We start from the raw sequence: 24490 nt of genomic DNA on the forward strand, positions 1-24490 counted from the left end.
CCGCGGTTGGACGGGCCGCGGTTGGGCCGACCACGGCCGGACAGACTACGGCCAGATCAGCCGCAGTCGGACGGACCACCGCCGGACCGACCGCGACCGCCACCTCGTGCAACGCGGCGGCGGGAGCGTCCGCTTCCCGGGCGTCGCTGTGAAGCGAGCGGCGGCTATGTTGGCGCGGTGAGCGTGTACGACCGCCCCGAACTCGCCGAGCTCTGGCGCCTGGCCCGCGAGACCCTCGAAGGCGGCGGGCGGTCGGCGTTCAGCCTGCGCGTCGAGGACGAGCAGACCGCGCGGGCCCTGTCCGAGCTGCTGCGCAAACCGGTCGCGCACCCGGCGCGGCGGCAGATCTCGTTGGCGCGGCTGGACGAACACGTCCGCGCGCACGGCAGCACGTTGCCCGAGGTGCTGGAGGCGGTGCACGGCGAGCCGGTCGGCCTGTCCGCCGAGACCGAGGCGTCGACCGCGGACGCGGTGCTGCGGTACGCGTTGCGCGAGCACGGTCTGCTCGGGCGGCCGTGGGCGGCGGAGTGGATCGAGCACGTGCGCCGGTACGGCAAGATCCCGCAGCCCGCGTTGCCGATGCTCGCGAACCAGGCCGCCGAGGTGCTGGCGCGGCTCGACCCCGGCCGCGTCACGACCCGGTTCGCGTTGGCGGGCAACGACCTCGACGACGGCCGCCCGCTCACCCGCATCGTGCAGAAGGCGTTGCAGCTCGCGGGCACCGACTGGGAACGCATGGGCGTGCTGCCCGACGCCTACGGCAACCCCGTGCTGACCTCGCAGGGCTACCTGACGCTCAACGACGTGCTGGCGGCCCGGGAGGTGACCGTCGTGCACAGCGCCCGGCTGCTCGAATCGGGTGTGCCGGGGCCGCTGGTGGTCCTGCCGGCCGGGCTGACCCCGCAGGCCCGGCACCACCTCGCCGGCAAGACCGTCCGCTGCCACGACGACTTCACGCCCGACGGCGTCCGGCGGATGAACGAGCTCCTCGACCACACCGGCGGGACGCCGTGGCGCATGTCCGCCGCCGACTACCGCGAGGCCGTGGCCACGCTGATCGCGCGCGGTGTCGAGCTGCCCACGCTGAACACCAGGCCGGAGGAGGCGAGCTGGGACCCCGACCTCGCCGCGACCATGACCACGACCGGCCTGGTGGTCACCGAGGAGCACGTCCTGCCGTCACTCCTCCTCTGAGGGCGCGAACCGCTTGACGTCCCACCGGCCGTGGCCCTCCATCAGCTTGCGGCCGATGCGGCGCAGGTCGGCGAGGTCGCGTTCGTTCAGCAACGACGTGAAGTGCTCGGCGATCGACGCCCGGTAGACCCGCGCGGTGACACCCAGGCAGGCCTCCTCGCCCTCCGGTGTCAGGACCGCGAACACCAGCCTGCGGTTGTCCTGCGGCTGCTCGCGCGTGACCCAGCCGCGTTTGACCAGGCGCTCGACCAGCCGCGTGACACCGGACGGGCTGACGTCGAGCAGCTCGGCGAGCTCCAGCATCTTCAGCCGCCCGCCGTTGTGGTGCAGCTGGTAGAGCGCGACGTGCTCCAGCAGCGAGCACCCGGCCTCGGCCTCCATGCGCTCCCCCAGTGCGGCGCGCACCGCGTCGACGCCCTGCTGCGCGTACAGCCACGAGTAGATCGGCTCGCTCACCGGGCCATCCTAAATCAGGTTTGACGGCGCGATGTTTTCACGCTCAAATGTTGAGCATGAAAACCTCAGCGGACGTCACCGTCGTCGGCGCCGGACCGGTCGGCCTGCTGCTCGCCTGCGAGCTCGCGCTCAACGGTGTGCGCACCACCGTGCTCGAACGCCTCACCGCGCAGGCGGACACCATCAAGGCCCAGATGATCAGCGGCCGGACGTTCGAGATGCTCGCCATGCGCGGCCTCGGGCCCGCCGTGCTGGCCGAGAGCACGGCCGAGACCGCGAGGCTCGCCTGGTACCGGCCGTCCGGCGGGCACTTCGCCGGACTGTTCAAACTGGACGGTCTGCCGCTCGTCATGCTGACGCAGCAGGCACTCGAACGGGTCCTGGAGGCCCGCGCCCGCGAGCTCGGCGTCGAGGTCCGCCGCGGTGCCGAGGTCACCGGCCTGGACCTCGGCAGCGAGTTCGTCGTGGGCTGCGACGGCGGCCGCAGCACCGTCCGCAGGCTCGCCGGCTTCGACTTCCCCGGCCAGGGGCCGACGCTGACCGGCTACCAGGCGGTCGTCGACCTCGACGGCGACCTGCCGTTCGGCTGGCACCGCACCCCGGCGGGCGTCTTCGCGTTCGGTCCGCTGAAGGGCCGGATCATGATGATCGACCACTCCGGCCCGCCGGCGGCGCGCGAGGTCACACCGGAGGTGCTCGAAGCCGTGCTGCGCCGGGTCAGCGGCCACGACGTGCGGATCACCGCCGTGCACACCTCGACCGTGTGGACCGACAACACCCGCCAGGCGAGCACCTACCGCCGCGGCAACGTCCTGCTCGCGGGCGACGCCGCGCACGTGCACTCGCCGTTCGGCGGTCAGGGCCTCAACCTCGGTCTGCAGGACGCGCTGAACCTCGGCTGGAAGCTCGCCACCGGTGACCTCGCGCTGATCGACACCTACACCGCCGAACGCCACCCGGTCGCGGAACGCGTGCTGCGCAACACGATGGCCCAGGTCGCGCTCACCCGGCCCGATCCGCAGGCGCGCGAGCTGCACGGCCTGTTCAGCGACCTGCTCGACCTGCCCGCGGTGCGGGAACGCATCACGGCGATGGTGCAGGGCACCGACATCCGGTACGGGACCGGCTGCGAGCACCCACTTGCGGGCACGTTCGTTCCGGGGCTGGACCTGGCCGACGGCAGGGGAACGACGACCGTGCTCGCCGGTGAGGAGGCGACGATCAGGCCCGACGGGTACGCGTCCTGGGTCGGGTCGCGCTGAGCCGGCCCAGGACCCCGCTCACGAGGAAGCGCCGGCGCCCGACCAGGACTGCAACATCCGGAACGCGATCGACGCGCCACCGGCGAGCCCGAGACCCGGCACGCTGCCCGGTTCCTCGATCGCCTTGCGCACGTCCGCCCGCGACACCCACTTGGCCTCGGCGATCTCGCCGTCGGCGAGCAGCAGCGGGTCGGCGGGGTCGGCCACCGCCTCGAAACCGATCATCAGCGACCGCGGGAACGGCCACGGCTGGGACCCCAGGTACCGGATGTCCCGCACGGCCACGCCGACCTCTTCGAGGACCTCGCGGGCCACGCAGGCCTCCAGCGACTCGCCGGCCTCGACGAACCCGGCCAGCACGGAGAACCGGCCCTCCGGCCACTCCGGGCCGCGTGCGACGAGCACCTGGTCGGCGCCGTCGTGCACCAGGCAGATGACGGCGGCGTCGGTGCGCGGGTACTCCTCGCGGCCACAGCCGGAGCACGCGGTGTGCCAGCCGGACTTGGCCGGGACCGTCGGCGAGCCGCACTTGGCGCAGAACTTCGCCAGGCGGTGCCACTGGAACAGCGCCGCCGCCGTGGTGAACAGGCCCGCCGACATGTCGTCGAGGGTCGCGCCGGCCTGGCGCAGGTCGAGCCACTGCGGCTCGTCGGTCAGCTCCGGCGCCGACCACGCGCGCGGCGTCACGGGGGCGGCGTCGTCCTCGGCCGGCACCGGCACCGGCACCGCCCAGTAGGCCACGTCGTCCCGCACACCCAGCAGCACGGCGTTCAGCGGCGGCCTGTCCCCGAAGTCGGTGGCCGGCCGGTCGACGACCCTCGTGCCGCGGCCGGACACCAGGGTGCGACCCCTGGTGTCGACCACGATCATGCGCGCCTTCGGCCAGAGCGCGGCGATCTGCTCCTCGTCGCCGCGCACCGGCTCGGTGCGGTCGACCGCGGCCCGCGACAGCGCGGGCAGGCCGACCAGGTCGAAGCTCACGGAACCCGGACCCCTCCCAGCGCCCGGAGCTTCGGCGCGAGCTGCTCGGCGTCGCCGACCAGCACACCGGTGAAGTTGCCGGGGGCGAAGAACTCCAGCGCCGCCGCCGCGACCTGCTCCGGCGTGACGGCCGCGAGCCGCTGCGGGTGGGCGACCAGCCAGTCGATGTCCAGGCCCAGTCCGGCGAGGTTCACCAGGAACGACGCGAGGCCGCCCTGCGACGACGTGGACGTGAGCAGCGACCCGATGGCGTACCGGCGCGCGACGTCCACCTCGGACTCCGACGGCGGCACCATGCCCAGGCGGGCCAGCTCGTAGCGGGTCTCCAGCAGCGCCGCGGCCGTGACCTCCGACGCCGTGTCCGCGTCGATCAGCAGCGTGGCGCCGTGGACCGTGAACTCGGGGTGCGACCGCGCGCTGTAGGTGTAGCCCTTGTCCTCGCGGATGTTCTCGACCAGGCGCGAGGAGAAGAACCCGCCGTAGACCAGGTTCGCGAGCTGCAGCGCCGGGTAGCGCTCGTCGGTGCGCGGGATGGCCTGCGCGGCCAGCCGGATCTGCGACTGCACGGCACCGGCGCGGTGCACCAGGTGCACGTCACCGCCTTCGACCCGCGGCAGCGGCGGCAGCTGGACGGCCTCGCCGTCACCGGCCCACGACTCCAGCGCCGCGCCGATCTGCGCGACCGCCTCGGACGGCTCCACGTCGCCGACGACGACCAGCACCGAACCCTTGGGCAGCAACGCCTTGCGGTGCAACGCCAGCACGTCGTCGCGGGACACGGCGGCGACCTCGTCGGCCTCCGGCATCTCCTTGGCGTACGGGTGGTCGCCGTACAGCACGCGCTGCAACGCCTCGCGGGCGATGACGTTCGGCTGCGAGCGGGCGATCGTGATGCGCTCGACCAGTCGGCCGCGCTCGCGCTCGACCTCCTCGGCCGGGTAGGAGGCGTTGGCCAGCACGTCGCGCAGGACGTCGAGCACCGTGCCGAAGCCGGTGGCCAGCGCGTTGCCGGTGAAGCTCAGTCGCTCCGGGTCGACCACGGCGTCGAGCTCGCCGCCGACCAGCGCGAGCTCGGTGTCGATCTGCACGCGGCTGCGGTTCGCGGTGCCCGTCAGCACGGTGTTGGCGAGGATCTCCGCCTGCGCCGCGTGCGTGGAGCCGCTGCCGGACTCGGCCGGGTCGGCGAACGGCACGCGCAGCCGCACCTCGACCATCGGCACGGTCGCGCGCTGCACGGCGATGACGCGCAGGCCGTTCGGCAGCGTGGTGTCCACAGTGGACAGCTCGGCGGCCACCTTCTGCGCGCCCAGCTCCGGCAGCGGGCGCGGACCGGTCTCGGTACGCCCGATCTCCTCGGCGGAGCGGTGGGTCTTCGCGGCGGTCACTGCGTTCCTCCGGTGGGCTTGACGAAGAGAAGTGCACGGGCGTCGGGGCGCAGCGCCTTGGCGGCGGCCGACACCTCGTCCACGGTCACCGAGGCGATCCGCTCGGGCAGTTCGTAGATGAGCTCGGCGCGGCCGAACAGCAGCTCCGCCGAGCCGAGGCCCAGGGTGCGATTCGTGAGCCGGTCGTGCTCCTTGTGCATGGTCGACGCCCAGCGGGCGGTGACCTTCGCGAGCTCCTCGACCGACGGCGGTTCCTGCGCGAGCTTCTGCAGCTCCTCGTCGATCGCGGCCACGACCTGGTCCGGCGAGACCTCGGCGGTGTGGATCGCGGTGATGCTGAACGTGTCCGGGTCGCGCGCCTCCAGCGGGCCGAACAGGCCGCAGCCGGCGTTGAGGTCGATCACGATTCCCTCGCGGTGCACCAGGCGCTGCTGCAGGCGGGAGCTGTCGCCGTCGGTCAGCACGCCGGCGAGCACCAGGTAGGCGAGGTAGCCGTCGATGTCGGTGCCGGGGTCGGGCACGCGGTAGCCGATCGCGATAGCGGGCAGCGGGGCCAGCGCGTCGCCGTGCTCGTGGCGCACCTCGCCCTGCGGCGCGGGCTCGGCGAACGAGGGCCGCTCCGGCTTCGGCCGCGCGGGCACGTCACCGAAGTGCTTCTCCACCAACGCCTTCGTGGCCTCGACGTCGAGGTCGCCCGCGACCGTCAGCACCGCGTTGGACGGCGAGTAGTAGGTGTCGAAGAACTCCGCGCAGTCGTCGACCGTGGCGCTCTCCAGGTCGACGAAGTCGCCGTAGCCGTTGTGCGCGTTGGCGAACGTCTTGAACAGCACCGGCGGCAGCAGGATCCACGGGAACCCGCCGTACGGGCGGTTCAGCACGTTGAGCCGGATCTCCTCCTTCACCACGTCGATCTGGTTGCGGAGGTTCTCCTCGGTGAGCTTCGGCGCGCGCATGCGGTCCGCCTCGAGGAACAGCGCGCGCTCCAGCGCCGCCGAGGGCAGCAGCTGGTAGTAGTCCGTGTAGTCCGGGTGCGTCGACCCGTTGAACGTGCCGCCCGACGACTGCACGTGCCGGAAGTGCGCGAGCTTCTCCAGGCTCTCGCTGCCCTGGAACATGAGATGTTCGAACAGGTGCGCGAAGCCGGTGCGCCCCTCGGGTTCTGAGCGGAAGCCGACGTCGTAGTGCACGCTGACGCCGACGACCGGTGCGCTGGCGTCGGGGGCGAGCACCACCCGCAGGCCGTTGGGCAACGTGAACCTGTGCAGTTCGGGTGAGGCCATGCCCGCCAGCCTACGGGTTCGGCGCCCGGAGCGATCGCAGGTGGCCCGCCTGGGCGAGCACGCCGTCGAGCGCCCCGAGGAACGCCGGGAAGCTGCGCCGGAAGTCGGTCGCGCCGCCGTACCAGTAGAGGTCCTGCCGGCCGAACGTCGCGAGCCACCGCTCGGTCTCCCCGAGCACCACCGCGTACGGCAGCGACCGGGAGAACACCAGCTCGCGGTCCTCCTCCGGCACGTCGTCCGGCGTCACGCCGTGCAGGTACCCGCGCAGGCCGCGGACGTGCACCAGCAGCTCGCTGCCGCGCTTGGTGCGGGCGGGCATCGAGCGGGCGCCGAACGCCAGCGCCACGCCGGCGACCGCGACGGCCAGGCCGAACAGGGCGTTGCCGACGGTCAGCGCGAGCGCGACCGTGGCCACGACGCCCAGCGCCGCCACCACGACACCGACCCACCAGAACAGGCTGCGCTCGGAGTCCGGGCGGCGGGCGAACCAGCGCTTCTCCACCACGTCGGCGTAGAGGCGGTCGCGGACCAGTGCCAGGTCGATGCCGCGGCCGCGCAGCTCGGACACGGTCACCGCGTCCGCGCCGGCGGGCAGCAGCGCCTCGTAGACCGCCCGCTCGTAGCCCGACAGCGAGGCGTCGGCCGGGTTGCGGCGCACGATCTGCCAGTCGTGGCCGAAACCACCCTCCTGGCTCGTCTCGGCGATCCACAGGTAGTTGCGCACGGCCAGGTCGATGACGGTGGCGGTCACGTCGACGACGTCCACGTGCTCGTCGACGACCGTGCCGACCTGGCCGGGCAGCACACCATCGGGTGAAGCGAAGGCGACCCGGTCGTTCTGGTCGCGGACCAGCACGCTGACCGCGCCGACGTCACCGGCGAGCGCCGCCGCGTCCCGGCCGCGCAGGAACCACAGCAGGGCGACGCCGCCGAACAGGAGCAGCAGCAGCCCGCCGAGCGCGGCACCGCTGACCGGGGTGAGCGCGAACGCGGCGGCCAGCCCGGAGGACTCGACCACGACGGCGTTCGCGGGCACGACACCGGCGGCCAGCCCGACCGCGACGTCGACGCGTTCCCCCGCGGCGAGCTTGATCTCCTGCGCCCGCACGCCCTTGCCGTCGGCGAGGTCCGCGCTCGTGCACGGCTGCGACGAGCCGACCGGGCCGGCGAGGCAGTTGACCGACGTCGGCGAGTCGGGCGCGGAGAACGTGGCGGAGACCTTGTCCAGCTCGACGTCCCAGCCGCCCGCGACCTGCCAGCGGACCTCCAGCGCGTCGCCGACGGGGGCGACCGCGCCCCCGACGGTGTAGGTGACGGTGGCGTCGCCGCCCTCCAGGCGCAGCGTCAGCTCGTCCCCGCTGACGGTCGCGCTGCCCCTGCCCTCGACCTTCGCGTCGGTGATCGTGAACTGGCGCTCCAGGTCGTTGCCGACCGCGAGTCGCAAGGGGACGGTCCGGTTGACGGTCTTCCCGTCCGGCACGTGGACCTTCTCGGTGACGGAGAGCCGCGCGTCGCGCTCCAGCTTCATCCGCACCTCGGTGCTGACGGTCCCCGGCAGCGGCTGCGCGAGCGCACCGGCCGCCGCGCCGACGGGCACCGCGGTGGCCAGCGCGGTGGCGGCGAAGAGCGCCAGGCCCCAGTTTTTCAACACGGCTGCGGACAATAGCGGAGTCCCCATAAGCTCTGGCGCTGTTCGCACCAGGCGCCATCCGGGGGATTTCCGACGATGACGGCACCACCGCCGTGCCTGCGACACGAGCTCGGCGGACGGCACGTGAACCGACACCCGTGCGACGCGTCCCACAGAGGTGGGCGGGACGCGTTAGCCCGGTCGGGGGACGTGCAGATCCCGTCCGCCTATGCTCGTAACCGACCCAGGCTCACCGTTGGGGGGACCTCAGGCGATGACGCAACCACCGCCACCGGGCAACTGGCCGCCGCCGCGCCCGGTCGGCCCGCCGCCCATGCCCGCACCGCTCGGGCAACCGCAGCGTCCGCCTTACGGGCCACCGCCCGGCATGCCCCCGCAGGGCCCACCGCCAATGGGCCCGCCGCCCCAGGGCCCGCCGCCCCAAGGCCCGCCACCTCAGGGGCCGCCGCCGATGGGCCCGGCACCGATGGGTGGCCCGATGGGCCCGCCGCCGCGGCACTACGGCCCGCCGCCCGGTCCGTACGGGCCTCCTCCCGGCCAGGTCATGCCGCCGCCGCAGCCCTCGTGGGGCGGTTACGGCGCGTATCCGCCTCCGCCGCGGAAGAAGAGCAACGGCCCGATCGTGGCCCTCGTGCTCGGTGGCGTGGTGATCCTCGGCCTGGGCGCGATCGGCCTGTTCGCGGCGACGCTGAACAGCAAGGTCAAGGACGCGGGCTACTCGGGTTACACGACCTACAGCCCGACGTTCAGCAACGAGCCCACCGCGGAGACGACGACGGGAACGACGGCCCCGTCTCGGTCGGCCCCGTCACGCGCGCCGTCGACCCAGTCGACGCCCGTGGGCCCGAAGGCCGTGTACGCACTGGCGGACCACCCGTTCCTGAAGCCCAACATCGGCGCGAACCGCCTGGCGAGCTGCCCGTTGCCCGCGATGGACTACTCACCGGCTGGCCAGGACCGCTACCTGCGCGCGGCCCTGCCGTGCATCGAGGCGATGTGGAAGCCCGCGATGCAGGCGGCGAACATGCCGTACCAGCCCGTCGAGCTGCACATCGTGACCGAGTCGGTGCAGTACCCGTGCGGCACCGTGCGCCCGGACTCGACCGCCCGCTACTGCCAGGGCGGCATCTACTGGACGGCGAACGCCTACGCCTCCGAGCGCAACCCGAACAACCCGAACCACCCCGGCAAGTACCTGGGCCAGCTCGCCCACGAGTACGGCCACCACATCCAGTGGCTCACCGGCATGCTCAAGGCCTCGGACCGCGCGCAGTACGACGCGGGAGGGTGGGATACTCCGAAGGGCCTCGACCTGAACCGCCGGATGGAGCTGCAGGCGACCTGCTTCGGCGGCATGACGCTGGCACCGCTGTCCCACGGCGCGGTCCCGATGGACGTGATCCAGACGGGCCTCAACGACGCGGGCAACCGGGGTGACTACGACATCTACCCCACGAAGGACCACGGCACACCGCAGAACAACGCGGCCTGGGTGCGGCAGGGCTACTCGTCGAACCAGGCGTCGCAGTGCAACACCTGGGCGTCGCAGGCCCAGTACGTCTCCTAGCGAAAGGCGCACCACGTGACCCAACCGGCGGGGAACAACCCGTTCGTTCTCGCGGGCGTGTTCGCGCTGGTGGTCGCGTTCGTCCTGGGCATCGGCCAGCTGACGGGCCCGCAGGTCGTCGCGGGCCGCGCACTGGCCGAGTCCTCGCGCCCGCTCACCCAACCGTCGACGACGGACCCCTCGACCCCGATCCGCCCGCGCGCGGTCCTGCGCTTGGCGGACCACCCGTTGCTGCTCAAGCCCACGCCGCTGGCCGAGGTGACCTGCGACCTCCCGCGCTTCGGCACCTCCGACCCGGCCCTGGCCGCCTACTACGCGGCCGGCGTCGCCTGCCTCGACGCGGCCTGGGGCCCGCTGCTCACCGCGGCGAACATGCCGTTCGAGAAGCCCCTCCTGGACGCCTCCCCCGTCCTGCACGACGGCCCCTGCGGCGCCGCACCGGAGTCCGACCACGCGGTCGCCTACTACTGCGGCCGCAACCACACGATCTACATGCCGACCTCCCGCCTGCGCTCCAACGGCGGCGGCGAGGCCCCGGCCACCCACCTCGCCACGCTGTCCCACGAGTACGGCCACCACGTCCAGGCCCTCACCGGCCTGCTGCGCGCAGCCGACCTGAAGATCACCGACGCGGGCGAGCGGACCCCGGCGGGCCTGGAGATGTCGCGCCGCGTCGAACTCCAGGCGAACTGCTTCGCGGGCATGTTCCTCACCGCCGTCTCAGGCCGCGGCTCGGTCACCCCGTCGCTGGCCAGGCAGGCGCAGGAGGACTTCCAGTACGCGATCGAGGAGAAGCCGGAGGACAACGCGCACGGTTCCGCGAAGAACCAGGCCCAGTGGGCCGGTGCGGGGTTCACGGCGAACTCGACCTCGGCCTGCAACACGTTCGCGGCTCCGCCCGCGCAGGTCTCCTGACCGGTTCCCGACCGAGCCGAAGGCGAGGCGCCTCAGCCCGGCTGGGCCGAGGGCTGCGCAGCAGGCGTGCCCTCTGCCCTCGGCAGCACGACCCGGAACACCGCCCCGCCGCTGGCCGGCTCACAGCTCAACTCCCCACCGTGCGCCCGCACAACCCCCCGAGCGATGGCCAGCCCCAACCCGGACCCCCCTGACCGCCGGTCCCGCGCGTCGTCCAGCCGCACCAACCGGTCGAAGATCCGCTCGCGTTCCGCGTCCGGCACCCCCGGCCCGTTGTCGGAGACGGTGAACCCGGTCAGGTCCACCCGGATCCGCACGGTCCCGTGTGGACCGGTCGCCTGCCGGGCGTTGTCCACGAGGTTGGCCAGCACCTGGGCCAGCCGCTGCCCGTCCCCGACGACGACCGCGGAGACGCCTTCGGCTGCGATGTCGAAGTCCGGTGCCACGAACCGGGTGCGCGCCACCTCGGCTTCGGCGAGCGCGAGCAGGTCGACCTGTTCGCGTTGCATCTCGTAGCCGGCGTCGAGCTGGGCGAGGGCGAGCAGGTCGTCGACGAGCCGGCCGGCCCTGCGGGCTTCGCGGACCAGCAGGAACGACATCTGGTCGCGGTCCGGTGAGTCCACGGGGGCCTGCACCAGCGCTTCGGCGACCGCCTGCACGCCGGTGATCGGGGTGCGCAGCTCGTGGGCGGCGTCGGCGACGAACCGGCGGGTGCGCAGCTCCGAACCCTCCAGGGAGTCCAGCATGCCGTCGAACGCCGCCGCGGTGCGGCCGAGCTCGGTGTCCGTGCGCGAGGGGTTCAACCGGCCGCCGCGGTGGCCGGCGGCGATCGCCTGGGCCAGGGACGTCATCGCGTCCAGAGGGGCCAGTGCCCGCCGCACCACGAAGAACAGCAGGGCGCCGACCAGCACCACGGCCCCGAGGCCGAGCAGCACCAGCAGTTTGCGCAACCGGCCCTGGGCGGCCGAGATGGCGCCGTAGTCGGCGTCGACGGTGATCTTCACGCCCTGCACGGTCCGTTCGCGGCGGCCCGGTGAGGCCTCGTCGGGGGTCTCGCCGAACTCGCGGCCGTCGGGGAAGCGGAGCTTCACGCGCATGTTGTTGCGCGACAGGTCCTTCGCGATCTGGCGGGGCGGGCGGCCGCTGCGCAACATCTGCACGGCGCGGTTCTCGGTCTCCATGGCCACCGTGCCGAGGTCCTTCGTGGACTGCTGGGCGAAGGTGCGGTCGACGGAGATCACCAGCGCGACCATCACGACGATCAGCACCAGCAGCACCGACACGGCCACGCGCCGCCGCAGCGACACGGTGCGCAGGGACGCCGGGCGCAGGTTCACTCCTCGGCCCGCAGCACGTACCCCAGGCCGCGCACGGTGTGCACCAGCCGCGGTCCGTGCTCCTCCAGCTTGCGGCGCACGGCGGAGACGTGGACCTCGACCAGGTTCGGGTCGTAGTCCTCGTAGCCCCACACGGCGGTCAGGATCTGCGTCTTCGACACCACCCGGCCGCGCTGGGCGGCCAGGTACACGAGCAGGCGCAGCTCGGTCGCGGTCAGCTCGATCGGCTGGTCGGCGCGCATCACGACACCGGCGTCGGCGTCCACGACGAGGTCGCCGACCTGCACCGTCGACGGCGTGCGGCCCAGCCTGCGCAGCACGGCCGACACCCGCGCCACCAGCTCGGCCAGCACGAACGGTTTGCCCACGTAGTCGTCGGCGCCGCCGGACAGGCCGCGCAACCGGTCGGGGACGCCGTCGCGCGCGGTCAGCATCACCACGCCCGCGCCGGACGCGCGGCGGATCACCTCGAGCAGCTGGAAGCCGTCACGGCCGGGCAGCATCACGTCGAGCACCACGAGGTCGGGGCGGAAGCGGCCGAGGTCGGCCTCCAGCTGGCGCCCGTCCAGGCGGTGCTGCACCTCGTAGCCCGACTCGCGCAACGCGGACGAGACGGCGGCGCCGATCGCCTCGGCGTCCTCGATCACCAACACCCTGGCGGACACCTCCCCATTCTGCTGATCATCCGCGAAGTCGGCGACCCACCTTCAGCTCAGATTCAGGCTTCGCGCGCACGCTGGGCGCATGTCGAAGAAATCAGCGTGGGCCGGCGCCCTCGTCGCGGCCGCCGGGCTCACCGTCGGCGGCATCGCGGTCGCGACGGCGGCCGACAACCCCGACGGCCCGCCGGCGGCGTTCGCCGAGCGCCACCCCGGCGGCCCCGGCAAGGGCCACGGCCGGGACAAGGCGCAGAACCTCAAGGACAGCACGCTCGTGGTCGGCCGGGTCAAGGCGGTCGAGACGGGCAAGCTCACCATCACCAGGGACGACGGCGGTGAGGTGTCGCTGACCACCGACAGCGGCACGAAGCTGCGCGGCGGTGACCTCGCGGGTCTCAAGACCGACCAGCGGGTGACCGTCCGGGCCAAGGACGGCAAGGCGCTGAACGTGGCCCTCGCCAAGGCGCGCGCGCAGGGCACGGTCAAGGACGTCAACGGCGACAACGCCACGTTGATCCAGGTCGACGGCCTGCAGACGCCGCTGGACCTGTCCGCCGTGAACGAGAAGCCGAAGAACGGCGACCTCGTCGCGGTGACCGGGACCGTGTCCGACGGCAAGACCGTGAAGGTCGATCAGTTGCGTCAGCTGCCGAAATAAAACCGGTCTCCCACGCGGGCCGCCGCGTCTGCGAACATCGCAGTGTGGCGGTTCCGCGAAGCCCGGACAGATGGGTGTTCATCCTGCTGGTCGTAGGACTGGTGGGCATCGGTGTCGCGGTCGCCCTGCTGGTGCCCACCAGGGTCCTGGGAGCGGCGGAGCCCCCGAGGCGGGTGACCGCGACCGTTGTCGGGAGCGGCTCCTGCGGCCAGGGCATGGACACCGTCGAGTGGGACGCCGACGGCCGGAAGGAGCAGGCCAAGCTCGACGGGTGCGGCCACCGCAAGGGCGAGACCGTCGAGGTCGTGATGTCCGCGGGGAACACCGGCACGGTCCAGTCAGCGGCCTCGGTCCCGGCCGGGATGCCGATGGCGAGCCGCCTCACCGCGCTGCTGCTGTGCCTCGCAGCGCTGGCGGGCGGCTTCTACGCGTTCCTCTTCCGCTACGCGCCGCTGCGCGCACCGGCCGTGCTCCCTACTCCCCGGCCGGGGTCACCTTCTTGACGTAGAGCAGCCGGTCACCCGGCTCGATCGCGTCCGCCTCCGGTGCGTCGACGCGGTACAGCGTCTTGCCCCGCACGACGCCCAGCACGATGTCGGACAGGTGCCGCGGCGACCCGCCCACCTCGCCCGGTTCGACGTCGCGCTCGGCGATCGCCAGGCCCGCGTCCGGCGTGAGCAGGTCCTCCACCATCGCCACCACGGACGGCGTCGCGGTGGCCATGCCCAGCAGGCGGCCGGCCGTCTCCGACGACACGACGACCGAGTCGGCACCGGACTGCTTGAGCAGGTGCTCGTTCTCCCGTTCCCGCACCGACGCCACGATCTGCGCCTTGGGTGCGAGCTCGCGGGCGGTGAGGGTGATCAGCACGGCCGTGTCGTCGCGGTTCGGGGCGACGACGATGGCGCGGGCACGGGCCGCGCCGGCGACCCTCAGCACGTCGTTGCGCGTACCGGAGCCGTGCACGACCACGAGCCCCTTGGCGGTCGCCGCGTCGAGCGACTCCTGCACGGTGTCGACGACGACGATCGAACCGGGGTCGACGCCGTCACCGAGCAGCGCCGCGACCGCGGACCGCCCCTTGGTGCCGTAACCGACGACCACCACGTGGTCCCGCACGACCCGCCTCCACTTCTGAATGCGCAACGCCTGACGGGAGCGCTCGGTGAGAACTTCGAGTGTCGTGCCGACCAGCACGATCAGGAACAGGACCCGCAGCGGCGTGATGACGAGGACGTTCACCAGCCGCGCGGTGGACGAGGCGGGCGTGATGTCGCCGTAGCCGGTCGTGGAGAGCGACACCGTGGCGTAGTAGAACGCGTCGAGCAGCGAGACGCCGTCCTCGTTGACGTCGCGGTAGCCGTCGCGGTCCAGGTAGACGATCAGCACCGCGAGCAGCAACGCGGCCATCGCGCCGACGACGCGCTTGAGGATCGCGCGGACCGGGCTCTGCACCTGGTCCGGCATCCTGACCACGCCGACGAGCGAGTGCGAGGCCTCGTCAGACAGGCTCATCGGGTCAACCTCTCGGGGAGCATCCGCCACAGGTGAGCGGCCGCCTCCGCGCCTTTGAGGAGCAACGGCACGACTACGCGCTCGTTCGGCGCGTGGACGCGATCATCCGGCAACGTCGCGCCGAGGTACACGAGGGGCACCCCGAGCCACGCCTGCAGCACCGCCGCCGGCCCCGACCCGCCCGCCCGCGCGAACCGCACCGGCTGGTCGAAGGCCAGCTCGAACGCCTCGCGGACGGCCTCGTTCGCCGGGTCGTCCGGGCTGATGGCGTACGGCGGCACGCCCGTGCCGCGGAAGCTGACCTCGGCCCTGATGCCCTCGGGCGTGTGCTTCGCGACGAACTCGCGCAACTGGTCGGCGACGTTCTCCGGCAGCTGGTCCGGCACGAGCCGGAAGCTGAGCTTCGCGGTCGCGGCCGCCGGGATGATCGTCTTCAGGCCGGGTCCGGTGTACCCGGCGGACAGGCCGTTGACCTCGGCGGTCGGGCGCACCCAGAGCCGTTCGAACGTGGTGTAGCCGGGTTCGCCGGACAGCGCCTGCGCGCCGCCGCCGTTGGCCGCGAGCCACTTCCGCTCGTCGAACGGCAGCGCGGCGTAGTCGGCGCGTTCCCGTTCGGTGGGCTCGCGGACGTCGTCGTAGAAACCGGGGAGTTGGACGCGGCCGTGCTCGTCGTGCAGCGCCGCGACCAACCGCGCGAGTGCCGTCGCCGGGTTCGGGACCGCACCGCCCGCGCGTCCGGAATGGACGTCGTCGGTGCCGCCGAAGAACGTGATCTCACCGCCGAGAACACCGCGCTGCCCGGTGTTGACCGTCGGTGCGTCGCGATCGTGCAATGCCGTGTCGGTGAACACGACGAGGTCACATCCGAGATCGCTTTTGTGGTCTTCGAGGAGCTTTCGCAGGTGCGGGGAACCCGATTCCTCCTCACCCTCGACGAAAAGCTTCAGGGTGACGCTCGGCGCATTCTGCCCGGTCGCGGACAGGTGCGCCCTCACCGCGAGCAGGTGCATCGCGACCTGGCCCTTGTCGTCGCTCGCACCCCGCCCGCGCAGCTCGTCGCCGCTGAGGACGGGCTCGAACGGCGGGTGGTGCCAGCGTTCCACCGGGTCCACCGGTTGCACGTCGTGGTGGCCGTAGACCAGCACGGTCGGTGCGCCGGGGTCCTCGGCGGGCCAGCACGCGTAGACCGCGGGCAGCGCCGGGCCGTGGTCCCAGACCTCGACCTGCGGCCACCCGTCGGCGCTGAGCCGATCGGCCAGCCACCGGGCGGATCGGTGCACGTCGGCGTGGTGCGCCGGGTCGACGCCGATCGACGGGATGGTCAGCCACTCGCTGAGCCCGGCCACGAACTCCTCGGCCAGCGCGGCGACCGCGGACCGTTCTGGATGATGAGAATCACCTGCCACGCCGCAGGACAATAGGCCAGCCCGCGCTCGCCTACGCGGTGCAGGCATGACAGGGTGACGGCATGGAACCGAACCGTTCCCGAGCGCGATCGGCGTTGGCGCTCGCCGCACTGCTCGGGCTGGCCGGGGCAACCCACTTCACCAGGCCGAAGTACTACGACGCGATCGTTCCGCGTGCGCTGCCCGGCACCCCGCGGCAGTGGACGTACGCGTCGGGCGCGGCCGAGCTCGCCGTCGCGGCAGCCGTCGCCGCACCCGGCACCCGCAGGCTCGGCGGTCTCGCCGCCGCGGCGCTGTTCGTCGCGGTGTTCCCGGCAAATGTGAAGATGGCTCTCGATTTCCGGGACAAATCACCCAAAGCCAAGGCAATTGCCTACGGTCGCCTGCCGTTGCAGGTCCCTCTTGTGGCATGGGCGTGGAAAGTGGCGAAGTCGTCGCCCTGACCACCCCCGGTGGTGAGTGGCGGGGTGTCGGCAAACGCTGTCATTTCTTGCGCGAGAAACCTTAGGATGCGCCCTGTGCAAACGCTTCTGCAACGCGCCGCGGCCGCGCTCGGCTGGGACGGGGTCGCCGTTCCGGACGTCGCCGTGCTCGGCCAGCAGGTGTCCGCGGTGGTGCGTTTGCTGCCCGAGGTCCACGAGTGGAGAACCCAGAACGGCTGGCCGCCGCGCGCGGACCCGTCGTGGTTCCGCTCCTGGTTCGAGCCGGCCGCGCACGACCGCCTGCCCGTTGCCGCCGTGGAGCTGGTCGGCGTGCTCGTCAGCGAGTCGACGACGGACCGGGCGCTCCAGTCGTGCGGCACGTTGCTGACCCTCGCGCCGTGTGCGGTCATGTTGCCGCGGACCGGTGAGTCGCAGGCGTGGTCGTTCATCGAGCTCGACTACTACGGCATCGGTGTCGTGGTCGCGGACGAGCACTCCGCCGACCTGATGGTGCCGCCGGAGGACCGCTCACCGGAGTTCGGGCCGTCGCTGTTCGGCCGGTGGCTGCTCGAAGTGCTCTACGAACGCGTGCTGAAGGCCTCGCACGCACCGGCCGGGACCAGCCCGCAGTCCTGAGCCAGACCCGGTCCTGAGCCAGCCCGCAGTCCTCGGTCAGCCCGCGGTCCTGCCTAGCCCACGGTCCTGATCAGGGCCTTCAGGCCGTCCTCGTCCAGCAGGTCGGCCGGGCGCACCGTGTGGTCGTGCCGGACGTAGTGGAACGCGGCCCGCACCCGTTCCAGCGGCTCGTGCACCAGCGCCGCCCACGCCAGCCGGTACGCGGCGAGCTGCACCGACAACGCCGGCAGCGCCTCGTCGTCCGGCACCGCGCCGGTCTTCCAGTCGACGACGGTCCAGCCGTCCGGGTCCCGGTAGACGGCGTCCATGCGGCCGCGCACCGAGATCCCGTCGAACTCCGCCTCGAACGGCACCTCCACGTCGTGCGGGGTGCGGTCGGCCCACGGGCTGCTCAGGAACGCCTCCTTGAGGCGGTCCAGGTCCGTGTCGGGCGAGGCGTCGGCGTCACCGGCGCCGGGCAGCTCGTCGATGTCGAGCAGGCGGGTGGCGCCGAAGCGGTTCTCCAGCCACGTGTGGAACGCGGTGCCGCGGCGGGCCAGCGGGTTCGGCGGGAACGGCAGCGGCCGACGCAACCTGCGGGCGAGCAGGTCGGGGTCCTTGGCGAGCTCGACGAGCTGGCTCACGCTCAGGTGGTCGGGCAGCAGGACCTGCTCACGCCGGTTCATCGAGGCGGCCCGTTCGGCGAGCAGCACGTCGACGTCCGCGGCCCAGCCCTCGGGGTCGGCGTCCTCCGGCAGCTCCGGGTCGTCGGGGACCACGTCGTCGGGCAGCGGTTCCGGCTCGGGCGGGAAGTCCTCGTCCGGTGGCTCGTCCGGTGGCGGGTAGTCCTCGTCGGCGGGGGTCTCCGGTTCCGGTTCCGGCTCGAAGATCAGCGGCAGCGGCTCCGGCGGTGCGGTGCGGAGCCGGTCGAGCGCGGCCAGCACCAGCTCCGCGCCCTCGACGACGGCGTCACGGCGCTTGCCCAGCGGGTCGGCGGGCCACTGCGCGGCCTTCACGTCCTCGGCGAGCGGGTTCGGGGTGTCGGGCTCGGGTTCGTCGGCCCAGACGCTGATGTCGCCAGGGGCGTTGTCGCGCTGCAGGACCGCGTGCATGTCGGTGAGGAACACCGAGGGGCCCTTGGGCTTGTCGCCCGCCTCGCCCCACCAGTGGCCGGACAGCAGCAGGCTGTGCTCGGCGCGCGTGACGCCGACGTAGAACAGCCGGCGTTCCTCGACCTGCCTGCGGTCCTCGAACTCCTCGGCGTGGATCGTGAGGGCCTCGTCGACCTCCTTGCGGTTCTGGCCGGCGCTGAGCTTCAGCTCGGGCAGGTCCTGCGCGTCACCGCGCAGGTCGGCGGGCAGCTCGGTGACCGCCTTGAGCCAGCACGACGACTTCTTGCGGCCCGGGAACACGTCCTTGACCAGGTGCGGCAGCGCGACGATGTGCCACTCCAGGCCCTTCGCCGAGTGCACGGTCAGGATCTGCACCCGGTCCTCGGACACCTCGACCTCGCCCGGCTCCAGCCCGTCCTCGGCGTGCTCGGCGGTGTAGAGGTAGTCGAGCAGCGACGGCAGCGTCGCCGACGGGCTGGCGGCCGCGAAGTCCGCGACGACGTCGGCGAAGGCGTCCAAGTGCGCGCGGCCGACCATGCCCGGCCGCGACATGGCCTCGATGTCCAGCAGCAACGTCCGTTCGACGTCCGCCACCAGCTCCGGCAGCGGCTGGTCGAGCCTGCGCCGGATCGCCGCCAGCTCACCGCCGAGCCTGCGGATCCGCCGGTACCCGTCCGTCGAGTACGCGTCCGGGTTGCCGGGGTCGTCCAGCGCGTCGGCGAGCCCGGCCTGCTCGGCGTGCTCCCCCGGCAGCGCGTCCGCGATCACCAGCAGCGGATCGTCCACGGCGGACTGTCGTGACTGGACACCGGCCAGGTCCCGCGCCCTGGTCCACAACGCGGCCAGGTCGCGCGCCGCGAGCCGCCAGCGCGAGCCGGTGAGCAACCGCGCGGCCGCCGTGCCCGCGAGCGGGTCGACGAGGACGCGCAGCGCGGACACCAGGTCCCGCACCTCGGGCTCGTCGAGCAGCCCGCCGAGCCCGACGACCTCGACGGGCAGCCCGCGTTCCCGCAGCGCCGCGGCGATCGCCGCCATGTCGGACCGGCGCCGCACCAGCACGGCCGCGGTCGGCGGCGCCCCCTCCGCGTCGAGGTGCGCGATCCACTGCGCCGCGAGGTTGTCCGCCATCCAGTCGAGCTCCTGGCGGATGTCGGCGTGCAGCGCGAGCCGCACGTCCCCCGGCCCCGCACCCGGACGGGCCTTGAGCTCCTCGACGTCGAGACCGGCCTCCCGCAACGGCAACGACACCGCGTTCGCGAGCTCCAGCACCTCCGGCGGGTTGCGGAAGCTCGTCAGCAGCCCGAACTTCGTCGTCGGCGGGAAGTCGTCCGCGAACCGCGGCAGGTTCGCCGCCGACGCACCGCGCCAGCCGTAGATCGCCTGCGCCGGGTCGCCCACCGACGTGACCGGCATCGGCGCGCCCTCACCGAAGAGGCTGCGCAACAGCACGCGCTGCGCGTGCCCGGTGTCCTGGTACTCGTCGAGCAGCACCGCGCCGTACCGGGCCCGTTCGCCCTCGCTGACCTCGGGGAACCCGGCGAGCTGCGCGGCCAGCGACATCTGGTCGGCGAAGTCGAGCGCCGCCTCCCTGCGCTTGCGCTGCTGGTAGGCGTCGAGCAACGGCAGCAACGCGACCCGCAACCGTTGCGCCGCAACGATCTCCTTGAGCTTCTCGGGCAACGCGTCCCGCTGCCGCGGCGCCTTGGGGGCGTTCTCGACGAGCTCGGTGAGCCGCGCGGCGTGGTCCTGCAGCTGCTCGGGCGTGACGAGGTGCTCACCCAGCTCACCGGCGAGCGAGAGCAGGTACCCGGTGATGGTCGCGGGCACCTTGTCGGTGTCGAGGTCCTTGGCCCACGTCGACACGACGCGGTGCGCGAGCTGCCACGCCGCGGTCTCGGTGAGCAGCCGCACCCCGGGCTCGACCGGGAGCCGCAACCCGTGCTCGGTGACGAGCCGCCCCGCGTAGGCGTGGTAGGTGAGCACGACGGGTTCGCCGGTCAACACCGCCATCTTGCGCTCGCCGCTGGGGTCGAGGTCGTCGAGCAGGGTGGAGCCGGCGAGCCGCCTGAGCCGCGCCCGCACCCGGTCCGCGAGCTGGCGGGCGGCCTTGCGGGTGAACGTCAGGCCCAGAACGCGGTCCGGCTCGACCAGCCCGTTCGCCACCAGCCAGACGACCCGCGCGGCCATGGTCTCGGTCTTGCCCGCACCCGCGCCGGCGATGACCAGGGCCGGGCGGGCGGGGGCGGCGATGACCTCGGCCTGCTCAGGGGTGGGCTTGTTGAGGCCGAGGGCTTCGGCGATCTCGAAGGGGCTGACGGTCATGGCCGCCTGCCTGTGGGGTGGGGAGCGGGACGAGACCGATCAACGCGCGCATGGCGGTCAACGCGCGGCCGGTGCTCAACGCGCGCATGGTGTTCGACGGGCACACGGCGGCCAACGCACGGCCGGTACTCAACGCGCGCACGGAGCCCGACGCACGGCTCGTGCTCAACGCGCGCACGCCAGCCGACAACTACACCGCGCTCAACGCGCGCACGGCGGCCAACGCACGGCCGCTGCTCACCGCCCGCATGCCGTCCGACGGCTCCGTGCCGTCCCATGCGCGCCAGCGCGCCAGCCGCTGGGAGCCGCGCCGCGCCAGCAGGCCCCCCAGCACCCACACGTCGTTCCCCCACCGCGCGCCCAACGGCCCCACGCCACCCAACAACCCCACACCGCCCACCACGCGCGCGGCATGCGCCCGTGGCAAGGCGCGGCTCAGCGCACGAGGCGAAGAACCGGACCGGGGTGCTGAGCAACGTCACCGGCACATCTTCCTACCTGCTCCGAACGGCTCCGCACCAGCCGGGTGGACGCGGTCGCCCGGCGGTGCGCCGGGAGGGAGGTGCAGGTCACCGGCGGGCCTCACCACCTACTCGCTCACCTGGCGTCCGGACGGGTGGACCGGGCACGTGGTGCGGGCCGGGCAGCGGTCGCAGTCGGCGTTCTCGCGCGCCGTGTACGAGGGGCCGAGCACGGACTCGGCCGCGTCTTGGACGACCTCCAGCCACGCGCGGACGCCCTGTTCGTCCAGGGGGGCCTGGGTGCGTTCCACGGCGCCGGTCTTCTTGTCCTCGCGGGCCACGTACAGCAGGCGGGCGCCGCCCGGTTCGGTGCCGAGGCCGATGTGCGTGAAGCCGCCCAGGGAGGTGGCCAGCTGGTAGACGGCGAGCTGGGGGTGTTCCTGGCCGGCGTCGCGGGAGACCGGGTTCTTGCCGGTCTTGATGTCCACGACGATCGGGCGGCCGTCGGCGTCGTGTTCGAGGCGGTCGACGCGGCCGCGGACCTGGAGCCAGGGGCCGCCGTCGCGTTTCGGGACCTCGACGGACATCTCCTCCTCGACCGCCACCTGGGTGAGCTGGCTGCGGGTCATGGTGAGCCAGGCGAGGAACGTGTCCAGCATCTTCTCGACGCGCATGCGTTCGCGGCGGGAGAACCAGGGGGCGCCCGCGTCGACGGCGGCCCAGGCCTCGTCGAGCTTCACGCGCAGCTCGCGGGCGTCTGCACCCGAGGCGGCGGCTTGGGCGAGGGCGTGGACGAGGGTGCCGGTGACGGAGGCGAGCTCGGCCGGGTCCTGGCCGCCGTGGCGTTCGACGACCCAGCGCAGCGGGCACTTGGTGATCACCTCGATGGTCGAGGGGGTCACGCTGACCTTCTGCTCTTCCGTCCACAGTGGATCGTCTGACGACACGGCGGCGACGCCGTACCAGGACTCCGGGTGCGCGCCGGGAACGCCGGCCTCGGCCAGGCGGGCCAGCTGGGTGGCGGCGCGCGAACGGCGGTCGGCCGGCTCCGCGTCCGAGCACACCACCCGGCGCAGCTCGCCGACCAGCTCGGCGAGCACCAGGCCGCGCTGGGGGCGGTGGAGCTTGCGCTCGTCCTCGGCGGACGACTCGATCTCGTCCAGGAAGCGCGACGGCTGCTCGTCCTCGCCGCGGACGGCGCTGATCAGCAGCTTCGACCGGGCCCGCGACGCCGCCACGAGCAGCAGGCGGCGTTCCTCGGCCAGGATCGGCGCCACCGCGGACACCGACGGCTCCAGGCCGGCCAGCACGTCCACCATCCGCTCGACGCCCAGCACCGTGCCGCGCAGCCGCAGGTCGGGCCACGCGCCCTCCTGCACCCCCGGCACCGCGACGACCTCCCACTCCCGGCCGGCGGCGGCGTGCGCGGTCAGCACCGCCACGGCCTCGCCGACGGGTGCGGCGGCGGCCAGCGTGTCGCCGACGATCCGCTGCGACTCCAGGTAGTCCGCGAAACCGGCCACACCGGAGCCCGGCAACCGGTCGACGTACTTCGCGGCCGCCTCGAACAACGCCACGATCGCGTCGAGGTCGCGGTCGGCCTGCATGCCGGTCACGCCGCGGCGCGCCGACTGCGTGACCCACCGCTCCTGCAGCCCGGTGGCCGTCCACAGCTCCCACAGCACCGACTCGACCGTCGCACCGCGGCCGATCGCCTTGCGCGCCAACGACAGCAGGTGCGAGATCCGGCGGGCGGGCAGCGACTCGACGTCCTCCAGCGCGGCCAGCCGGTCGTCGGTCAGCAGCACCTCGACCAGCAGCTCCCCGCTCGGCCGGTCACCGCCGGCGGCCATCTCCAGCCGCCGCAGACCACGCCGCAACCGCCGCAGCGCCAACGGGTCCGCGCCACCGTACGACGACGACAGCAGCATCGCCGCCGCGTCCTCGTCCAACACGGACGGTGAGGCCGCCGCACGCACCAAGGCCAGCAACGGGCGCACGGACGGCTGTTGCGCCAACGGCAGCTCGTCCGACGGCACCGCCACCGGTACGCCCGCGGCGAGCAGCGCGCGCTGCAACACCGGCAACGACAACGTGGCCGACCGCACGATCACGGCCATCTGCGACCACGGCACCTCATCGGCCAGGTGGGACCGCCGCAGCTGGTCCGCCACCCACGTGGCCTCCTGCGCGGCCGAGGCGAGCAGCCGCACCTGCACCGTCCCCTCGCCGTCGACCGGCAGCACCGACCGCGTCGGCGACGCACCGGGCAACCGGGCGGCCAGCCGCGCCACCGCGTCGCGCACCTCGGGCAGCATCCGGTGCGACTGCGCCAGCACCACCGTCTCGCCCGGCACGTCCCGCAGGATGTCCGGGTCGGCGCCGCGGAACGTGAAGATCGCCTGGTCGGGGTCACCGGCGAGAACGAACCGCGCCGCACCCGACCCCAGCGTCCTGATCAGCGAGTACTGCATCGGGTCGAGGTGCTGCGCGTCGTCGACCAGCAGGTACCGCACCCGCCGCCGCTCGGCCCACAGCAGGTCCTCGTCCGTCGCGAACGCCGCGTAGGCCATCGCCACCAGCTCGGCCGCGTCCAGCGCGGGGGCGAACGCCGTCGCGGAGTCCATCCCCGACAGCAGGTTCACCTCCTCGTACTGCTGCCCGAACCGCCCGGCCGCCACCCACTCGTCGCGCCCGTGCCGCTCGCCCAGCTCGACCAGGTCCTCCGGGCCCAGCCCGCGTTCGGCGGCGCGCAGCAGCAGGTCCCGCAGCTCGTGCGCGAACCCGGGCAGCTCCAGCGCCGGCCGCAACCGCTCCGGCCAGTGCGCAGCGCCCAACTCGACGTCACCGGCGAGCAGGTCGCGCACCATCGCGTCCTGCTCCGGCCCGGACAGCAACCGCGGCGGCGGCTCGCCGAGCAGCACCGCCTGGTTGCGCAGCACCGCGAACGCGTACGAGTGCACGGTGCGCACCAGCGGCTCGCGGACCGTCGGGAACCGCCCGGTCAGCAGCCGCGTGACGTGGGCGCGCAACGCCACGGACGCGCGCCGGTTCGCCGTGAGCACCAGCACGTTCTCCGGGTCGGCGCCGTGCTCCAGCACCACGTGCGCGGCCAGCTCGGCCAGCAGCGTCGTCTTGCCCGTGCCGGGGCCGCCGAGGACGCGCACGAAGCCCTCGTGCGCGAAGACCCGCTGCGCAGCGGCGTCCCACCGGGGACGCGGACGCGTCTCCGGTCTCCTGCGGACCAGCTGGGGTGGAAGTGCCACGCCTCGATTTCACCACGCTGCACCGA

At 73.0% G+C, this 24490-nt stretch carries 20 protein-coding genes; 8 read left to right on the top strand and 12 right to left on the bottom strand.

Annotation, left to right across the window (positions count from 1 at the left end):
* The first annotated feature begins 177 nt into the window (after positions 1–177).
* Positions 178–1194, top strand: coding sequence for a DUF2399 domain-containing protein (locus ACZ7CD_RS12565; protein ID WP_458429253.1), 1017 nt, complete (start codon positions 178–180; stop codon positions 1192–1194).
* Here ACZ7CD_RS12565 and ACZ7CD_RS12570 read toward each other — a convergent pair.
* Positions 1180–1650 carry a MarR family winged helix-turn-helix transcriptional regulator gene (locus ACZ7CD_RS12570; RefSeq protein WP_360386418.1) on the bottom strand — a complete coding sequence of 157 codons (471 nt, stop codon included), beginning with the start codon at positions 1648–1650 and terminating at the stop codon, positions 1180–1182. The two genes, ACZ7CD_RS12565 and ACZ7CD_RS12570, sit on opposite strands and share 15 nt — an antisense overlap.
* A 56-nt stretch (positions 1651–1706) precedes the next feature.
* On the opposite strand from ACZ7CD_RS12570, the gene ACZ7CD_RS12575 reads away from it, so the two are divergent.
* On the top strand, positions 1707–2912 hold the full coding sequence (locus tag ACZ7CD_RS12575) for an FAD-dependent monooxygenase (RefSeq protein WP_470378919.1): 1206 nt from the start codon (positions 1707–1709) through the stop codon (positions 2910–2912).
* 18 nt (positions 2913–2930) lie between these two features.
* Here ACZ7CD_RS12575 and nudC read toward each other — a convergent pair whose 3' ends face one another.
* From nudC to ACZ7CD_RS12595, 4 genes are read right to left on the bottom strand one after another with little or no spacing between them, the layout of a single operon-like run.
* Positions 2931–3893, bottom strand: a complete 963-nt coding sequence (gene nudC, locus ACZ7CD_RS12580) for an NAD(+) diphosphatase (RefSeq protein WP_470378920.1) — start codon at positions 3891–3893, stop codon at positions 2931–2933.
* Complete coding sequence (locus ACZ7CD_RS12585) at positions 3890–5278, bottom strand: M16 family metallopeptidase (RefSeq protein WP_470378921.1); 1389 nt, start codon at positions 5276–5278, stop codon at positions 3890–3892. Before ACZ7CD_RS12585 ends, nudC begins: the two co-directional genes overlap by 4 nt.
* Positions 5275–6558, bottom strand: coding sequence for a M16 family metallopeptidase (locus ACZ7CD_RS12590; RefSeq protein WP_360386409.1), 1284 nt, complete (start codon positions 6556–6558; stop codon positions 5275–5277). Before ACZ7CD_RS12590 ends, ACZ7CD_RS12585 begins: the two co-directional genes overlap by 4 nt.
* A 10-nt stretch (positions 6559–6568) precedes the next feature.
* Positions 6569–8209 (bottom strand): DUF2207 family protein, encoded by a 1641-nt coding sequence (locus ACZ7CD_RS12595; RefSeq protein WP_458429256.1) that lies wholly within the window; start codon positions 8207–8209, stop codon positions 6569–6571.
* Between the two features lie 478 nt (positions 8210–8687).
* On the opposite strand from ACZ7CD_RS12595, the gene ACZ7CD_RS12600 reads away from it, so the two are divergent.
* Together ACZ7CD_RS12600 and ACZ7CD_RS12605 are read left to right on the top strand one after the other, a co-directional pair.
* Positions 8688–9776, top strand: a complete 1089-nt coding sequence (locus ACZ7CD_RS12600; protein ID WP_360386403.1) for a neutral zinc metallopeptidase — start codon at positions 8688–8690, stop codon at positions 9774–9776.
* 15 nt (positions 9777–9791) lie between these two features.
* Entirely contained in the window at positions 9792–10691 is a 900-nt protein-coding gene (locus ACZ7CD_RS12605) for a neutral zinc metallopeptidase (RefSeq protein ID WP_360386401.1), read from the top strand.
* A gap of 32 nt (positions 10692–10723) precedes the next feature.
* Here the strand turns inward: ACZ7CD_RS12605 and ACZ7CD_RS12610 are convergent, their stop codons facing one another.
* A complete protein-coding gene (locus ACZ7CD_RS12610) occupies positions 10724–12028 on the bottom strand; it encodes a sensor histidine kinase (protein ID WP_470378922.1) in 1305 nt (434 codons plus the stop codon).
* Positions 12025–12693 carry a response regulator transcription factor gene (locus ACZ7CD_RS12615; RefSeq protein WP_053739297.1) on the bottom strand — a complete coding sequence of 223 codons (669 nt, stop codon included), beginning with the start codon at positions 12691–12693 and terminating at the stop codon, positions 12025–12027. The genes ACZ7CD_RS12610 and ACZ7CD_RS12615 overlap by 4 nt, the downstream gene beginning before the upstream one ends.
* Before the next feature lie 79 nt (positions 12694–12772).
* On the opposite strand from ACZ7CD_RS12615, the gene ACZ7CD_RS12620 reads away from it, so the two are divergent.
* A complete protein-coding gene (locus tag ACZ7CD_RS12620) occupies positions 12773–13345 on the top strand; it encodes a single stranded DNA-binding domain-containing protein (protein ID WP_360386396.1) in 573 nt (190 codons plus the stop codon).
* Positions 13346–13419: 74 nt separating this feature from the next.
* Positions 13420–13848 (top strand): hypothetical protein, encoded by a 429-nt coding sequence (locus ACZ7CD_RS12625; protein WP_470378923.1) that lies wholly within the window; start codon positions 13420–13422, stop codon positions 13846–13848.
* On the opposite strand, the gene ACZ7CD_RS12630 is transcribed toward ACZ7CD_RS12625, so the two are convergent.
* Together ACZ7CD_RS12630 and ACZ7CD_RS12635 are read right to left on the bottom strand one after the other, a co-directional pair.
* Positions 13820–14860: a potassium channel family protein gene (locus tag ACZ7CD_RS12630; RefSeq protein ID WP_360386391.1), complete on the bottom strand. Its 1041-nt coding sequence runs from the start codon at positions 14858–14860 to the stop codon at positions 13820–13822. The two genes, ACZ7CD_RS12625 and ACZ7CD_RS12630, sit on opposite strands and share 29 nt — an antisense overlap.
* Positions 14857–16266 (bottom strand): M20/M25/M40 family metallo-hydrolase, encoded by a 1410-nt coding sequence (locus ACZ7CD_RS12635; protein ID WP_470378924.1) that lies wholly within the window; start codon positions 16264–16266, stop codon positions 14857–14859. Before ACZ7CD_RS12635 ends, ACZ7CD_RS12630 begins: the two co-directional genes overlap by 4 nt.
* Before the next feature lie 62 nt (positions 16267–16328).
* Here ACZ7CD_RS12635 and ACZ7CD_RS12640 point away from each other — a divergent pair, with 62 nt between their 5' ends.
* Both ACZ7CD_RS12640 and ACZ7CD_RS12645 read left to right on the top strand, forming a co-directional pair.
* The gene (locus ACZ7CD_RS12640; RefSeq protein ID WP_470378925.1) at positions 16329–16709 is read left to right on the top strand and encodes a DoxX family protein; all 381 of its coding nucleotides are present in this window, start codon (positions 16329–16331) and stop codon (positions 16707–16709) included.
* Between the two features lie 75 nt (positions 16710–16784).
* Complete coding sequence (locus ACZ7CD_RS12645; RefSeq protein WP_197289137.1) at positions 16785–17324, top strand: hypothetical protein; 540 nt, start codon at positions 16785–16787, stop codon at positions 17322–17324.
* Between the two features lie 53 nt (positions 17325–17377).
* Here ACZ7CD_RS12645 and ACZ7CD_RS12650 read toward each other — a convergent pair whose 3' ends face one another.
* The 3 genes from ACZ7CD_RS12650 to ACZ7CD_RS12660 all read right to left on the bottom strand — a co-directional run bounded on the left by ACZ7CD_RS12650 (position 17378) and on the right by ACZ7CD_RS12660 (position 24464).
* Entirely contained in the window at positions 17378–20737 is a 3360-nt protein-coding gene (locus ACZ7CD_RS12650; protein WP_470378926.1) for an ATP-dependent helicase, read from the bottom strand.
* A gap of 190 nt (positions 20738–20927) precedes the next feature.
* Positions 20928–21128 carry a hypothetical protein gene (locus ACZ7CD_RS12655; RefSeq protein WP_470378927.1) on the bottom strand — a complete coding sequence of 67 codons (201 nt, stop codon included), beginning with the start codon at positions 21126–21128 and terminating at the stop codon, positions 20928–20930.
* 198 nt (positions 21129–21326) lie between these two features.
* Positions 21327–24464, bottom strand: coding sequence for an ATP-dependent helicase (locus ACZ7CD_RS12660; protein ID WP_470378928.1), 3138 nt, complete (start codon positions 24462–24464; stop codon positions 21327–21329).
* Positions 24465–24490 lie beyond the last annotated feature (26 nt).

The sequence above is a fragment of the Lentzea sp. NPDC036949 genome (genome assembly GCF_055608075.1).